The following is a 15488-nucleotide window of genomic DNA, read 5'->3' on the forward strand; positions in this document are numbered from 1 at the left end:
TCGCTGACCTGGCCAGGCCGTCAAATCCGCGACTGTCAGGGCACACCGGTATCTTGGCCTGCGCAAACCAACACCCCCGCTGAAGCGTCACATGTAGGACGACCCATCCGAATCCCCCCGACCTCTGCCCCGAGGAGCCGATCCCCGCAAAGGGCTCTGCCGGGCGCCTACGCCCCCCTCGGAACGGACGCATGCAGCCCGAACCCTTCACGCTGTTAATGACCGTCTACGGCGGTGATCGCGAGGATCACGTCCGGGTCGCGTTCCGCAGCGCCGTCCATGAGCAGACGCTCCGTCCCGACCAGGTCGTCCTGGTGCAGGACGGACCCGTCTCCGAAGAGATGTCGGCCTGCCTGCGGGAACTCGTCGCCGACAGCCCCGCCGAGGTGTCGTTCGTCCAGCTGGAGCACAACCGCGGCCTCGGCCCCGCCCTGGACGCGGGACTGCAGGCCGCCCGGCATGACATCGTCGCCCGGATGGACGCCGACGACATCGCCATGCCGCACCGGTTCCAGACCCAGGTGCCGCTGGTGCGCTCGGGGGCGGAACTCGTAGGCGCCGGGCTGCTGGAGTTCGGCGCCGACATCTCCGACATCGTCGGGCAGCGCACCCCGCCCAGCGACCCGGCCGACATCGCCCGCTACTCCCGCCTGCACGACCCGTTCAACCATCCGACGGTCGTCTACCGGCGCAGCGCCGTCGTCGCGGTCGGCGGCTACGGCGACCTGCCGCTGATGGAGGACTACTGGCTGTTCGCGCGGATGATCGCGAACGGGGCGCGGGTCGTGAACGTCGCCGAGCCGCTCGTCTACTACCGGGTGGGGGACGGCGCGTACGAGCGGCGCGGGGGCCGCGACCTGCTGCGCTCGGAGCTCCGGCTGCAGCGGGAGATGCTCGGCGAGGGCTTCATCTCCCGCCCCCAGTACTGGCGCAACGTCGTCGTCCGCGGCGGCTACCGGCTCGTGCCGACCCTCGTCCGGCGGCCCTTCTACCGGATGGTCGTCGCCCCGTACGGGGCCCGCCGCAACCGCTCCCGCGACCGCGCCGACACCACGCCGCCGACCTCGGCGGCCTTGACATACGTCGCGCGGCACGACCGTCAGCCCGACCAGACCCCCGCGCCGGTGGTGCCCCTGCCCGCGCCGCCGGAGCCCCCGGTCCCGCCCGCCTGCTGATCGAGGCGACGCCCACCGGCCGCGAGACGGGAGCGACGGGCACAGCGGGCACGGCGGACGGCGGGCACACGCCGTTCTGCCCGCCGCCGGTGACCGCGTTCAGTTCGGGCGCGGCCAGAGGACGGGCTGATCGCCGCCGGCGTCCGCGCTGCGGCCCACGCCGAGCAGCGTGTCCTTGAAGGTCGCGAGGCCGGTGATCTCCTGGTCGCCGACGCCGCCGAGGCCGGTGCCGCCGGGCGTCGTGGCGGTCCAGGACGAGCCGTCCGCGGACGTCCACGACACCACGTCCGTGGCGCCCGCCGATCCGGTCGTGCCGGTGGCCGCGAAGCCCTTGGGCGTCGCGGTCAGCGCGGTGACGAAGACGACCGTGTCGCCGCTCGGGGAGTCCAGCGGCTTCCACGACCTGCCGCCGTCGGTGGAGACGTAGCCGAGCCAGTTCAGACCGCTCTGCGTCGCCGCGAGGCCGGTGGCGACGAGCGTGTTCTCGCGCGCGGCGACGTGGGTGAGGTGGCCCTCGGTCACGCCCGCGGGGAGCTGGAGCTGCTGCAGCGTCCACTTCCTGCCGTCGGACGACGACCACACCGAGGGGTGGTTGCCCTTGGCGTCGCGGCTGCCGCCGACGGCCGCGTAGCCGGACGAGCCGGCGGCGACGTCCAGCATCCAGCGGGGTGCGGCCTTGTCGCCCTGCAGCTTCTTCGGGTCCGTGCCGGCGCCCCGTGCCCAGGTCCCGAGGTCCTTGGTGAACCAGGTGACCACCGAGTAGCCCTGCGTTCCGGCGATCACGTATCCGGCGTTCCCGGCCGCGGCGGCGTAGGTGATCGGTGTTCCGTCCTTGTTGCCCGCGAAGACGGCGGCGGAGTCGGCGGCCTCCCAGGTCGCGCCGTCCTTTGAGGTGACGACGAGCGGACGCCGCGGCGCCGCCTGGTCGTAGCCGACCGCCAGCCAGCCGGCCGCGGCGCCGACGACGTCGTTCAACTGCTGGGGCCCCGGCCGGGTGAACGCGGCGCCGAGCCCCTGGGCGGGTTTCCAGGACGAGCCGTCCTGCGACGACCAGACGGCGGCGTCGCCGCGTGCGCTGCCCACGGCGACGGCGACCGCGTCCGTCGCGCCCACGGACCGGACCGAATGGTCGGGCCGGATCACACCGCGGATCTTCGTCAGGTCGACGGGGACCGCGGTGCCGCCCGCGTCCCAGACGCCGAGCACCGGGTCCATGTCGCCGCCGCCCGGCTCACGGCCGCCGATGATCGCCTGGCCGCCGGCCAGCGCGGCGCCCGTGAACTCGCGGCCGGGCCGCAGCTCCGCCACGCCCGCGTCCTTCCAGGCCGCGCCGTCGGCGCTGCGCGACACCAGCACGTCCCGGCCGCGGACGACGACGGCCGCGTAGCCGCCGCCGTCGGCGATGACCCGGCTGGTCCGCCTGTAGTCGGACGGCTGCAGCACCCCGGCCTTGGTCCAGGACTTGCCGTCCTTGGACGTGAACGCCTGACCGTAGAGCTTCCCGGACGACTTGATCTCGCGCATGGCCAGGAACCCGGCCTGGCCGCCGCCGACCATCAGGCCGCGGCTGCCCTTCGGGACGGGCACGTCGGACGTCGCCCAGGTCCGGCCGCCGTCCTCGGAGCGCCAGACCACCCGGTAGGGGCCGGGCTTGCCGGAGTCGGGCGTGACGAGCCCCTCCAGGAGGATCACGTTGCCGCCGGCGGCGGCCTCGACCAGCGAGAACTTGCCCTTGTCGACCTGGACGCCGATCTGGTCGCCGACGCGCGCCTCCCACCTCCGGCCGTCGCCGGACAGCCACACCGCCGGCTGGGAGTCGGTGAAGTCGCCCTTCGCGGAGTTCTCGCCGACCGCGAGGTAGCCGCTGTCGGTCGCGACGATCCGGCGGACGCGGTTGCCCGCGCCGAACACGTCGCCGACGGCGTCGGGCTGCCTGCGCCACGTGCGGCCGTCGTCGCTGGTCCACACGGCGCCGCCGCCTCCGGCCCGGGAGCCGATCGCGATCCAGCCGCGGGACGAGCCGCCGACCGCCTCGGGGACGCCGCCGGACGGCGCGACGCCGCCGTCCGTGCTCTGCTGGGCGGCGGACTCGAAGGTGCGTCCGCCGTCGCCGGAGACCAGGAAGAGGCCCCGGGCGTTCTGCGGGTCGGTCTCGCCGCCGATCGCGACCACCGTCGAGCCGACCGCCGCGACGCCGCTGATCTGCTGGTCGCGGCCGTCGGTGCGGGCGGCGCCGCCCACGGGGAACAGGGAGGCGGCCAGTTTCGCGCCTTCGCCGCCGTCACCCTCGCCGTCGCCGTCGAGCAGGCCGGGCACCACGAGCACGCCGGCGGCGACCAGGCCGGCCACGGCGAGCGCCGCCACGCCGATCAGGAGCGGCTTCTTGACGCTTCGGCGGGACCTCGCCGACCTGCCCTGCGTCCGCCACGGCTCTTCGATCGCGGGCGGCGGCGGCGCGACCGGCTGGACCGCGCCGTGCCCCGGCTGGCCTGGCTGGCCCAACTGCCCCGGCTGGCCCGGCTGCCCTGGTTGGCCCGGACCGGCCGCGCCGGGGATCTGCTGCGCCCACGGGAACGGTTCGGCGGCCGGAGGGCCGGGCTGTTGCGCGCCCGGAATCTCCTGCGCGTAGGGGAACGGCTCGTGGGTGGCGGGCGCGGGGGCGGGGGCACCGGGAATCTGCTGGGCGTACGGGAACGGCTCGTGCGCCGGCGGGCTCTGGGACGGTGGCGCCGGCGGGTGGCTCGGCGGAGGCTGCGGAGGCGCCGAGGACTGCTGCGCCGGGAACGGCTCCGCCCGGGTCGCGTCCGGTATCTCCTGCGCGTAGGGGAAGGGCGGCGGCGCGGGGGACTGCACGCGCGTCGCGTCCGGCATCTCCTGCTCGAACGGGAACGGCGGCGGCGCCGGGATGTCGGTGGACGTCGCCGGTGGAATGCCGGGGGCGGGCGTGTGGCCTCCCAGGACCACGGTGTGCATCGCCTCGTCGGGGCCGGACTCGGAGCCGGGGGCGCCTTCGGGCGCGGCGGCGGACGGGGCTTCGCGTTCCGGCTCGGCCTCCCCGGCCTCCTCGCCCTGCTCGGCGGCGTACTCGGGAAGCAGCTGGGCGGCCGAGGACTGCTGATCGTTCAGCCACTGCGGCGGCGGCGGTGCCTGAGCCGGCTGCCCGGGTTCGGGACGCTCCACCTCGTGCTCGTCGTCCGGCTCTCCGGTTGGAGTCACACCCGCTCTCCCCCGCCTCAGCTCATGTGCACGATCGCCGTGCATTCGCAGTCGTCAGCGATGATAGCGGCGCAAAACGGACGCGATTCCCTCAGCGGCTCCGCCCCGCAGCGGTGCAGCTCTCACCGGTGCAGTGCGTGAGCGCGTACAGGAGGTCCGAGAGGTGCCGCCGCCGCTGTTCCGGCAGCGTGCCGACGATGTTGTTCAGCTCGTGGGGGTCGCGGCGGCGGTCGTAGTACTCGCGTTCCCCGTTGGCGTACTCCACGTACAGCAGCTCGTCGTTGCGAAGGGCATTGTACGTGGTCGGGGCTCCGGGAGCGGAGTCCTGCCGGTCCGGATCCGCGGGCGACGGCGGCGGTTTGACGTGCTCGACGAGCGCCGTCTCCCGCCATTCGGACGGCTCGGCGCCGCGCAGGAACGGGACGAGCGACCGGCCGTCGGTCGCGGGCGCCGGTCCCACGCCGCCGAGCTCCAGGAACGTCGGGGCGAGGTCGGTGTTCTGCGCGGGCTCCCCGACCCGGTGACCAGGAGGGACCCTCGGTCCCACGACGACGTAGGGGACGCGGATGTCGGCGTCGAAGGCGGTCATCTTGCCTCCGGCCAGCCGGTGCTCGCCCATGTGGAAGCCGTTGTCGGAGCCGAACACCACGTAGGTGTCGCGGTCGAGGCCGAGCTGCTTCAGCGTTGTCCGGATCCGGCCGATCATCTCGTCCACGGACTGGACCATCCGGACCCGGTCGCGGAAGCCCGCGTCGATGCGGTCGACTCCCGGCCTGCGCAGCGGGGCATGCGACCGCAGCCAGGACGGCTTGTCGCGGATGTCCGCCTCGTTGAACGAGGGCGAGCGCGGCGCGCGGAGGGCGGGGAATTCGCCCGCGTGCCGCGGCGCCGGGACGAACGGCCCGTGCGGCGCGAACGTCGAGATCTCCATGAAGAACGGCTGCGACGACCCGTGGGCCTTCTTGATGACTTCGAGTCCCTTGTTCGCCAGGACGTCGGTCAGATAGTCCTGCGGCCTGCCGCCGTAGTGGACGAGCCGGCCGTTCTCGTTCAGGTTGTAGTTGTACTCGGGGTAGCCGTTGCCGGTGACGTACCAGTCGTTCCAGCCCGGCGGGACGTACGGACGCGTCCCGCCATGCGTGTCGTGCGGCCTGTAGCCGTTCATGTACTTGCCGAGCAGCGCGGTGCGGTATCCGGCCTTCTGGAGGAGCGGCGCGAACGACGCCTGCTCGCCGCCCTTCGCCTTGAAGACCTCGTAGCCGCCGTCCGGCGGGAAATTGGTGCGCACCCCGGTGTTGTGCGGATACCTGCCGGTGAAGATCGTCGCGCGGGAGGTGCAGCACAGCGAGTCCGCCATGAGGAAGTTGTCGAAGGTGAGCCCTTCCCGCTGCATTCCGAGAACCTGGGGCATGTGCGCGATCAGGTTCCAGGAGAGGTCGTCGGTGAGGACGAACACGACGTTGGGCTTCTTCGCCGGCTTGGTCCCCTGCTGCCCGCCGCCCGCCTTCCCCGGCGGCTGGACGCTGTTGCAGCCGCCGAGGCCGAGCGCGGCGACCAGGCAGAACAGGGCCGCGAGCCGCCGATGTCGGATCAACGTCCGTCTCTCCTTCGGGATGCGGGTGCTGATCAAGCGTAACGAGCGCAGGGACGTTTCGCGCATATTGGACGTTTTCCCTGCCAGGCGACGGTGCCGCCCCCCGTGGCGGCCGCGCTGGTTCGCCGTACCGTGCGGGTTGTTGGCATGATTCGGGTGCTATGAGGAGGACGGGCGGGGACCTGCGTGCGCTCGCGCCGGTGCTGCCGCTGGTCGCCGGGGCCGCGATCAGCGTGCTGGTCGCGTTGATCGTCGGGCTCGCCGTCTCGTGGGGACCGCTGTCCGGCGGGGCCGACGCCCGGTCCTCCCCGGGCACGTCGAAGGAGCGGCCGGAGGCCGCGGGGCCGCCGCTGCCGAGCCCGGCCGGCTCCCCGGCGCCGATCGACCCGCCCGGCTATTCGCCCGTGAAACCGGTGATCCACGGCTCGTTCGCCGACCCGACGGTGATCAAGGCGGCGGGCGCGTACTTCGCGTACGGCACCAACAACGCGGTCGCGACGATGCCGGTGGCGACCGCGACGTCCCCGACCGGGCCCTGGAAGGTGCTGCCGGGCGACGGCCTCGCCAGGCTCCCGACCTGGGCGATGGCGGGGCGGACGTGGGCGCCCGAGGTCGTCCCGCCGGGACGCGGGTCCGGCTCGTACGTGCTGTACTTCTCGGCACGCCGCAGGGGCGGCGATGAGCAGTGCGTCGGCGTCGCGACCGCGTCGTCACCGGCCGGGCCGTTCATCCCGCGGGAAGGCGCGCCGCTGGTGTGCCCGCTGAACCTCGGCGGCGCCATCGACCCGGCGTCCTACATCGAGGCGGACGGCACGCGCTACCTCCTCTACAAGAGCGACGCCCGGAAGACGGCGGCGATCTACCTGGTCAGGCTGTCGCCGGACGGGCTGGCCCTGGCCGGCCCGGCGAAGCAGATCATGGCGCGGCACGCGAACGAGCCGGTGCTCGTCGAGGCCCCCGACCTGGTCCGGCGGGGCGGCAAGTACGTGCTGTTCTACGCGTCCGGCTGGTACTTCAAGCCGAACTACCAGACCCGCTACGCCGTCGCGTCGTCGATCGAGGGTCCGTACCAGAAGGCGGCGTGGCCGCTCCAGTCGACCGGCGGGTACGGGCGGAAGGTCGAGGGGCCCGGCAGCGCGGACGTCCTCGCCGACGACGGCGGCGACTACCTGGTCTTCCACGGCATCCGGGGCTACCGCGGCGGTTCCAGGGTGACCCGGAGCATGTACGTCACCCGGCTCGGATGGGACGGTGCGCGTCCCGCGATCCGGGGCGTCCCCGTTCGGTATGAGGCGGAGCGGGCGCGGCTGAACGGCTGCGTGTCCGCGCCGGTGCGGCCGCACGCGTCCGGCGGGCGGGCGATCGGCCCGTTCACACACGACGGCTGCCGCGTGGACATGCCCGTGTTCGCGCCCGCCGCCGGGCGGTACTCGGTCGCGGCGCGGTACGCCAACGGGACGGGCTACGACGCCGACCTGGAACTCTCGGTCAACGGGTCCGCCGCGGCGTCCTTGCGGCTGCCCACGACGGCGAAGCCCGGCTGGGCGTCCGCGACGGCGATGGTGGAGCTGGCCGCCGGATGGAACACCGTCAGCCTGCGGAGGCTGGCGGGGGAGGGGCAGATCGACTATCTCGAACTCCGGTAGCGCCCAGGTCGACTCCGACCTCGCGCAGGACCACCGGGGTGGGTCTGGGGCGGCTGGACAGCCCCGCCTTGACCCCGCGGAGCATGGCACGGCGCAGCACCGCCCGGTTCGAGGACCGGGCGAAGGTACGGCCCCAGCGCCGCAGGGTGGATCCCGCGTACAGGACGCGTTCCGCCGGCGCCAGTCCCGGGCTCCGGGTGAACAGCCAGATCTTGTTGCGGACCTCGTAGAAGAAGCGGTCACCGGGGTCGGCGTCCGTCCCGCCGAACTCCCTGGTCTTGTGCACGGCGACGCTGTCCGGGCAGAGGAGGCCGCGGCGGCCGCGCAGCAGGCGGGTCGTGAACTCGAAGTCGTCGTTCCAGAGGAAGTAGTCGGCGACCGGCAGCCCGCGTTCCCGCACGTCCTTCGCGTCCACCAGCAGGGACACGAAGGACGCCGAGCGGATCGGCCCGCAGCCCGCGGCACGCGCGATCCGCGCCTCGGACGCCGTCGGCCTGGGCTTCGGGCGCGGCGTGTTCATCGGATGGTCGCGGCCGTCCGTCCATACGACGCGGCTGGCCAGCAGCGCGGGCGGCCCGTCCTCGTCCGTCGTGGCCAGCTCCCGTGCCGCCAGCAGGGCTTCGAGGGCCGCCGGCTCGGGGACCGTGTCGTCGTCCAGAAGCCAGATGAGATCGGCGCCGCCGTCCAGCGCGCGGACGATGCCCGCGCCGAACCCGCCCGCACCGCCCACGTTCTTGGGCAGGGTCAGCAGGTCGGCGTCCGGGAACCGGTCGGCGACCAGGTCGGCGGTGCCGTCCGCGGACGCGTTGTCGATGACGATGACCCGGTCCGGGACGCGCGTCTGCGCGCCGAGCGCGGTCAGCGCCTCGGCCAGGAGCACGCGCCGGTTGTAGGTGACGACGACCGCCGCGACGGACACGCCTCCACCTGGACCGCGGCTCACCGGTCCCGCCTGCGCGCACGCCGGGCGGCGCGCCGCAGCGGCGGCGGCGGGGACGCGGCCGCCTCCAGAAGCCGCCCCAGGTTCTCCCGGACCTCGGTCATCTCACTCTGCAGGTGCGCGAGCCCGACGCGGTCGCGCGCCAGCGTCAGCTCCTCCAGCAGATGCGCCACGACGCCGACGGACGCGGTCGCGATCAGTTCGTCCGGGACGTCGCCCGGCAGCATGGCGGGGCCCGGATCAGGGGACGTCGTCAGCTCGCCGAGATCCCCGCGCACGTCGTAGCCCGCGGCGCGCAGGGCGTCCGCGATCTCCCGGGTGCGCTTCGCCGCCCACTCCGCGTGCCGCGCGGGCAAACCCATCTGCGGACGACCTGTCCTGGCGGCGCCCTCGGCGAGGCCGTGACCGACGAGGTACTGCCGGACCACGCGCTCGTAGTCGTCGCCCAGCGTCCGTCCGATCCGCTCGTTCAACCGGCGCAGCAGTTCCGCCTCGATCGCCGACAGCGGCTCGTCCGCGGGGATCCCCTCGACGTCGCACGCGTCCGCGTCCACGCCGATCAGGGCGCGGAAGCGGTCCCACAGCAGACCCCGGCCGCCGCCCGGCGCGGGCAGGGTGAGCACGTGGACGCGCTCCTTCGGGACGGCGGACTCCCAGACCCCGAGCACCCGCACCGGATCGTGGAGCCCCCAGAACATCTCGCCGTACGGCTTCGGCGCGTGGACGCCGCGCGCGACGAGGTCGTCCGCGAACCGCTCGAACGTGATCGTGTGGCCGTGCCGGAGCTGCTCCTGCCAGTCCAGGATCAGCTGCCAGCCGAGGTCGCGGGTGGCGAACACCACGTGCACGTCGGCCGGTTCCAGTGCCGCCACGGCCCGCTTGACCTGCTGCTCGGTCGCTCCGCCCAGCAGGCCCTGGGAGAAGACCACCGCGGGGCCGTCCCACTCGCGGGCACGTTCGGCCATCCGGCCCCAGGCGCCGTCCCAGCTCGGCTCGCGCCGCCCGCCCCAGCTCATCTCGCGCAGGTCCATGACGGCGGCGAAGTGCTCCTGCGGACCGGCGACCGGGTAGTGGACGCCGGCGTCGGCGAGGCGGCGCCGGTTGTCCCACAGGGCCCGGTGGAGGAAGTCGGTCTCCGCCGCGGGCGCCCCGACGTGCAGGTAGACGGCCTTCCCGGGCTCCCCGCCGGCCACCGCGTCCACCTCGTTCACCTCGTTCCCGTCCCGGCGTCGGACCGGCCCGTCCCGCTCCGGAATCTCCGGTAGGCGCCGTGCAGCCGCCGTGCCGCCGGGTAGCGGTCGTTCACGTTCCGCACCGCCCGCTCGGTGAGCGGCGCGGCGTCGTGCGCGAGCCGGCCGGTGGTCTCGGCCAGGCCGGCGGAGCCCCTCCGCAGCAGGTCGACTTGATCGCGGAGCGGCAGCTCCGCGCCGGGCACGGCGTCGGCGCGATCCTCCCCCTCCAGGACGCGCCGCAGCAGCGCCGAGATGGCATCGACGCCGACATCGGCCATCTCCGCCCAGCGCGGCTCGTCGGGAGGGTGCGCGGGCACGGTCCCGAGGGCGGGGCCGGACGCGGCCGTGGGCATCAGCTCGTACAGGTCGCCCACCACGTTGTAGCCGGCCGCACGCAGGTCCTCCGCCATCTCGACGGCTCGTTCGGCCGCCCATGGGACGTGCTCGGCGGGCAGCTCGATCCGGACGGGCGACGGCCGCGCCGCGAGCACGTGCTGGGCGAGGAAGAGCTTGACGTCGTCGTTGTAGGCGTGCCAGCCGACCCGGTCGCCGAGCGCCTCGTTGAGCCGCAGCAGGAACTGGGTCTCCGGCAGGCCGAGCGAGGGGTTCGCGAACGTGGTGGACAGGTCGTAGTCGTCCGGGACGAGGCCGGTCGCGGTGCAGAAGCGCCGCCAGAGGAGGTCGTGCGGAGCGCCGGGTTTGGGCAGCGTGATCACGTGGACGCGCTCAGGCGGCAGGCCCGCGCCCCAGCGTCCGAGCACCGCGACCGGGTCCTGGAGGCCCCAGAACAGCCGGGCGCTCTCGAACGTGCGCCAGTTCCGCCGCCGCAGGGCCGCCACGAACTCGGAGAACGGCGTGGCGAACCGGTTCTTGACGTCCTCCTGCCAGTGCGCCGGGATCTGCCGGCCGAGGTCCCGCACGGTGAAGACCACGTGGACGTCGGCGAAGTCGAGGTCGGCCATGGCCTGCCGGACGTTGGCGGGCCGGGCGGGCGCGAACAGCTCCTGCGAGACGATCACGTCGCCGGGCCAGGCGCGGGCCTCGTCCACCAGCGCCCGCCACGCCCCGCGGGTCCGCGGGTCGGATGCGCCGGAGAAGAACGTCCTGCGCAGATCGAACGCCGCCCTGACATGGGCCGCGATGTCCTCGCCCGGGTAGAGGACGCCGCGCTCGCGCAGCCGGTCCCGGTTGTGCCACAGCACGTGCTGGAGGAACGTCGTGCCGCTCTTGGCGGCCCCGACGTGCAGGAAGACCGCGGGGCGCGGACTCTGCGCCGCACCACGCGCCGCACTGCGGGAAGTGGATGGGGCCACCGCGATCCCTGGACTCCTGCGCCGGTATCGATCGAACCCCGGGTATCTTAGCTGCATCCGGTACATACAGACCGGCCGGCGCCGGGTGCGCGGCCAGGTCTTCTCTCTCCCCCCGCACGGGATGGACGCCGTCCAGTGAATGTTGATCTCGTGGTGGCCGGTTCCGGCTTCTTCGGGCTCACGGTCGCCGAGCGCTGCGCGGCCGGACTCGGGCTGCGCGTGCTGGTGCTCGACCGGCGCCACCACATCGGCGGGAACGCCTACAGCGAGACCGAGCCGGAGACGGGCATCGAAGTCCACCGCTACGGGGCGCACCTGTTCCACACGTCCAACGAGCGGGTCTGGGAGTACGCGAACCGGTTCACCGCCTTCACCGGCTACCGGCACCGCGTGTACTCCACGTTCAAGGGCCGGGTCTACCCGATGCCGATCAACCTCGGCACGATCTGCGCGTACTTCGGCCGCGCCTTCACCCCGGACGAGGCACGCGCGCTGATCGCCGGGCAGGCCGCCGAGGTGAGGGACCCGGCGAACCTGGAGGAGAAGGCGATCTCGCTGATCGGACGCCCGCTGTACGAGGCGTTCATCCGCGGCTACACCGCGAAGCAGTGGCAGACCGACCCGCGGGACCTCCCGGCGGAGATCATCACCCGGCTGCCGGTGCGGTACACCTTCGACAACCGGTACTTCAACGACACCTACGAGGGGCTGCCGGCCGACGGCTACACGGCCTGGCTGGAGCGGATGGCCGACCACCCGAACATCGAGGTCAGGCTGAACACCGACTTCCTCGACCTGCGCGACGACGCCGTCGGCAACGTGCCCGTCGTCTACACCGGGCCGCTGGACCGCTACTTCGATTACGCGGAGGGCGAGCTCGGCTGGCGCACCCTGGACTTCGAGCTGGAGGTCAAGCCGACCGGCGACTTCCAGGGGACCCCGGTCATGAACTACGCCGACGAGGACGTCCCGTACACGCGGATCCACGAGTTCCGCCATTTCCATCCCGAGCGGGACGGCTACCCGTCCGACAAGACGGTCATCATGCGGGAGTTCTCGCGGGCCGCCGAGCGCGGCGACGAGCCGTACTACCCGGTCAACGCCGCCGCCGACCGCGCCCGCCTGCGCGCCTACCGGGAGCTGGCCGCGCGCGAGGACGGCGTCCTGTTCGGCGGGCGGCTCGGCACCTACAAGTACCTCGACATGCACATGGCCATCGCGAGCGCGCTCGGAATGGTCGACAACAAACTGCGTCCCCATTTCGGCGGTGGTTCGCGTCTAACCAATGCGCGTCTGACCGATGCGCGTCTGACAAAGGCAAGGCCCCGGGGGTCTGGGGAGTCGTCTTCCCAGAAGGAACATGGAGGTGTGGACGAGTGAGCCGATCCGCCGAGGCGGCCGAGCCGGGGGGCGCCGCCGGAGACCTGCGCGTCCTGCAGCGGGTCGTGATGCCCGTGGACCGCGACCTGGACGTCCTCAAGCTGTACGTGGAGGGGGACATCGTCCGGGGCGCGGAGGCGCTCGCCGCCGAGGCCGCCGTCGAGGCCGGTCTCCTGTCCGGCCCCGCCGACATCGTCGGCCGCCGCAGCGTGGTGGTGCCGGTGGGACGGCGGGCGTCGTTCGCCACCTACTTCAACGCGTTCCCGGCCAGCTACTGGCGGCGGTGGACGACGGTGCAGGAGGTGGTCCTGCGGGTCCGGCTGCGCGGCCAGGCCAGCGTGATCGTCTACCGGTCCAGCGCGAAGGGCCACATCGAGCGCGTCGACTCCGTCCGGATCGACTCGGAGGACTCCCGCGAGGAGACGATCCGGCTGACGCTGCGCCCGTTCATCGACGGCGGCTGGTACTGGATGGACGTCGTCGCCGGCGAGGGCACCGCCGTCCTGGAGCGGGCCGACTGGTGCGCGGACCTGAGCGCGGCCGGCCGCGTCCGGCAGGGGCGGGTCAGCCTGGGCATCACGACGTTCAACCGGCCTGGCTACTGCGTCGACCAGCTCGTCGCGCTCGCCCAGGCGCCCGAGGTCCTGGACGTGGTGGACGAGATCTACGTCGTCGACCAGGGCGCGCAGCGCGTCCGCGACGACGGGAACTTCGCGCGGGCGGCGGAGGCGCTCGGGCCGCGGCTCCGCCTGATCGAGCAGGGCAACCTCGGCGGTTCGGGCGGCTTCTCCCGGGCGATGGACGAGACGGTCCGGGCCGGGAAGAGCGACTACGTCCTCCTGCTCGACGACGACGTCGTCACCGAGACCGAGGGCGTGCTGCGCGCGGTCGCGTTCGCTGACTTCGCCCGTACGCCGACCATCGTGGGCGGGCACATGTTCAACCTGTTCGCCCGCTCCCAGCTGCACGCCTACGGCGAGACCATCGGACGGTACCGCTGGTGGTGGGAGGAGGCCCCGCACACCAAGCGGGAGCACGACTTCGCCGTCCCGCCGAACCCGTTCCCGGTCCTGAACCCGGACACGAACCGGCGCGTGAAGAAGAGCTCGGGGAGCCTGCGGCAGACGACGTGGCTGCACCGGCGCGTGGACGTCGACTACAACGGCTGGTGGATGTGCCTCATCCCCACCGACGTGGTCCGCAAGGTCGGCCTGTCCATGCCGATGTTCATCAAATGGGACGACGCCGAGTACTGCGTCCGCGCGGGCGAGGCAGGCTTCCCGACCGTGACCCTTCCCGGGATGGCCGCCTGGCACGTCCCGTGGCAGGACAAGGACGACGGCATCGACTGGCAGGCGTACTTCCACGAGCGCAACCGGCTGGTCACGGCGCTGCTGCACTCCCCGTACGAGCGGGGCGGCAACCTTCCCAAGGAGAGCTTCATCCTCTCGGTGAAGCACGCCCTGTCGATGCAGTACTCCACCGCCGAGCTGATGCTGTCGGCGATCGAGGACGTGCTCACAGGGCCGGCGCACCTGCACGCCGGGATCGCCACGAAGCTCCCCGAGATCCTGTCGTTCCGCGCGGCCTTCCCGGATTCGCAGAACCGCGGCAGCCACGAGGAGTTCCCGCAGGTCCGGATGACCAAGCCGCCGAAGCGGGGACGCGGGTTCAAGCCTCCGAAGGGGACGGTGAACGTGCTGGCGAGCGCGATGCTCGGCACCGTGCGGCAGCTCCGTCCCGTGGACGCGGCGGCGCTCGGCAACCCGCAGGCGGTGGTGCCGAGCATCGACCGGCACTGGAGCCTGCTGGCGCAGCTCGACAGCGCGCTGGTCTCGTCCGCCGACGGCACGAAGGTGGCCTGGTACCAGCGCGACCCGGAGCGGTTCAGGGCGCTGCTGAGGCGGACGTCGGTGCTGCACGCGCGGCTCAGCCGGGAGTGGCCCGAGCTGAGCCGCCGGTACCGGGAGGCCATGGCCGAGCTGACCTCGCCGGAGGCGTGGCGCGCGACGTTCGACGCGTCGCCGCCCGGCTCGGCGGCCGCTGCGGGCTCCGCGACCGCCGCCGACACCGCGACCGCCGCCGACACCGCGGACGCCGCCGGCTCCGGAGGCGGACGGGAATGACGGTCACGCCGATCCGCGCGGACGCGGGCCTCCGGCCGCCCGGACGCGACGGCGGGCTCCGGCAGACGTTCCGGAGCAAGTACCTGCTGCGGCTGCTGGTCCGCCGGGAGCTGCGGGCCCGCTACAAGGGGTCCCTGCTGGGCCTCGGCTGGTCCTACGTGCGGCCGGCGGTGCATTTCGCCGTCTACTACTACGTCATCGGCGTCTTCCTCGGCCTGGACCAGCTGATCGAGCACTTCCCCGTCTACCTGTTCTCGGGCATGGTGCTGATCAACCTGTTCACCGAGACGCTGCATTCGGCCACCCGCTCGGTGACCGGCAACGCCGCGCTCGTCCGGAAGGTGTTCCTGCCCCGCGAGCTGTTCCCGACGGCGTCGGCGCTGGTGTCGCTCGTGCACTTCCTGCCGGGCCTGACGATCCTGCTCGGCGCGGCCGTCGCCACCGGGTGGCGGCCGTCGCCGGAGGGGCTCGCCGCCGCCGCCCTCGGGTTCGCGATCATCGCCGTCCTCGGGCTCGGTCTCGGGCTGCTGTGCGCGGCCGTCAACGTGTTCTTCCGCGACCTGGAGCAGGTCGTGGACATCCTCATGATCGTCATCACCTGGTCGGCGCCGATGATCTACCCGTGGACGCACGTCCGGGAGCACGCGCCCGGCTGGGTCCTGGACGTGTACCTCGCCAACCCCCTCGTCAGCGCCGTGTCCCTGTTCCAGCGGGCGTTCTGGTTCCCCGGAACCCGCGGCGACTTCGCGTTCCCGCCCGACCTGTACGCCCGCGCGGGCATCTCCCTCGCCGCCAGCGCGCTGGTGTTCGCCGCCGGGCACGCGGCGTTCGCCCGCATGCAGAAGCGTTTCGCGCAGGAGCTGTAG

Annotated in this window: 10 protein-coding genes; 5 read left to right on the forward strand and 5 right to left on the reverse strand. The window is 73.1% G+C overall.

Annotated elements, in window-relative coordinates:
• The first annotated feature begins 191 nt into the window (after positions 1-191).
• Positions 192-1175, forward strand: coding sequence for a glycosyltransferase (locus tag ACH35V_RS33195; RefSeq protein ID WP_395978589.1), 984 nt, complete (start codon positions 192-194; stop codon positions 1173-1175).
• Positions 1176-1274: 99 nt separating this feature from the next.
• Here the strand turns inward: ACH35V_RS33195 and ACH35V_RS33200 are convergent, their stop codons facing one another.
• Both ACH35V_RS33200 and ACH35V_RS33205 read right to left on the reverse strand, forming a co-directional pair.
• Positions 1275-4391 carry a hypothetical protein gene (locus ACH35V_RS33200; RefSeq protein WP_395978591.1) on the reverse strand — a complete coding sequence of 1039 codons (3117 nt, stop codon included), beginning with the start codon at positions 4389-4391 and terminating at the stop codon, positions 1275-1277.
• 91 nt (positions 4392-4482) lie between these two features.
• Positions 4483-5985: a sulfatase gene (locus tag ACH35V_RS33205; protein WP_395978593.1), complete on the reverse strand. Its 1503-nt coding sequence runs from the start codon at positions 5983-5985 to the stop codon at positions 4483-4485.
• A gap of 161 nt (positions 5986-6146) precedes the next feature.
• Between ACH35V_RS33205 and ACH35V_RS33210 the strand changes: the two genes are divergently transcribed.
• Positions 6147-7631 carry a family 43 glycosylhydrolase gene (locus ACH35V_RS33210; protein ID WP_395978595.1) on the forward strand — a complete coding sequence of 495 codons (1485 nt, stop codon included), beginning with the start codon at positions 6147-6149 and terminating at the stop codon, positions 7629-7631.
• Here the strand turns inward: ACH35V_RS33210 and ACH35V_RS33215 are convergent.
• Genes ACH35V_RS33215 through ACH35V_RS33225 form a run of 3 tightly spaced genes read right to left on the reverse strand, consistent with a single transcriptional unit; the run spans position 7576 to position 11116 of the window.
• Positions 7576-8550: a glycosyltransferase gene (locus ACH35V_RS33215; RefSeq protein WP_395978597.1), complete on the reverse strand. Its 975-nt coding sequence runs from the start codon at positions 8548-8550 to the stop codon at positions 7576-7578. The two genes, ACH35V_RS33210 and ACH35V_RS33215, sit on opposite strands and share 56 nt — an antisense overlap.
• A 20-nt stretch (positions 8551-8570) precedes the next feature.
• Positions 8571-9773: a hypothetical protein gene (locus ACH35V_RS33220; protein ID WP_395978599.1), complete on the reverse strand. Its 1203-nt coding sequence runs from the start codon at positions 9771-9773 to the stop codon at positions 8571-8573.
• A 5-nt stretch (positions 9774-9778) separates the two neighbouring features.
• On the reverse strand, positions 9779-11116 hold the full coding sequence (locus ACH35V_RS33225; RefSeq protein ID WP_395978601.1) for a hypothetical protein: 1338 nt from the start codon (positions 11114-11116) through the stop codon (positions 9779-9781).
• Between the two features lie 135 nt (positions 11117-11251).
• Between ACH35V_RS33225 and glf the strand changes: the two genes are divergently transcribed.
• Genes glf through ACH35V_RS33240 form a run of 3 tightly spaced genes read left to right on the forward strand, consistent with a single transcriptional unit; the run spans position 11252 to position 15488 of the window.
• A complete protein-coding gene (gene glf, locus ACH35V_RS33230; RefSeq protein ID WP_395978603.1) occupies positions 11252-12496 on the forward strand; it encodes a UDP-galactopyranose mutase in 1245 nt (414 codons plus the stop codon).
• The gene (locus ACH35V_RS33235) at positions 12493-14622 is read left to right on the forward strand and encodes a glycosyltransferase (RefSeq protein ID WP_395978605.1); all 2130 of its coding nucleotides are present in this window, start codon (positions 12493-12495) and stop codon (positions 14620-14622) included. Before glf ends, ACH35V_RS33235 begins: the two co-directional genes overlap by 4 nt.
• Complete coding sequence (locus ACH35V_RS33240) at positions 14619-15488, forward strand: ABC transporter permease (RefSeq protein WP_395978607.1); 870 nt, start codon at positions 14619-14621, stop codon at positions 15486-15488. The genes ACH35V_RS33235 and ACH35V_RS33240 overlap by 4 nt, the downstream gene beginning before the upstream one ends.

Origin of the sequence: Actinomadura sp. 1N219, from assembly GCF_044326405.1 — a bacterium.
Classification (GTDB): Bacteria; Actinomycetota; Actinomycetes; order Streptosporangiales; family Streptosporangiaceae; genus Spirillospora.

Excerpts from the sequence above, each read along its gene's own strand:
- ACH35V_RS33195 (WP_395978589.1), top strand. The coding sequence starts at position 192 with ATGCAGCCCGAACCCTTCACGCTGTTAATGACCGTCTACGGCGGTGAT.
- ACH35V_RS33210 (WP_395978595.1), top strand. The coding sequence starts at position 6,147 with ATGAGGAGGACGGGCGGGGACCTGCGTGCGCTCGCGCCGGTGCTGCCG.
- ACH35V_RS33240 (WP_395978607.1), top strand. The coding sequence starts at position 14,619 with ATGACGGTCACGCCGATCCGCGCGGACGCGGGCCTCCGGCCGCCCGGA.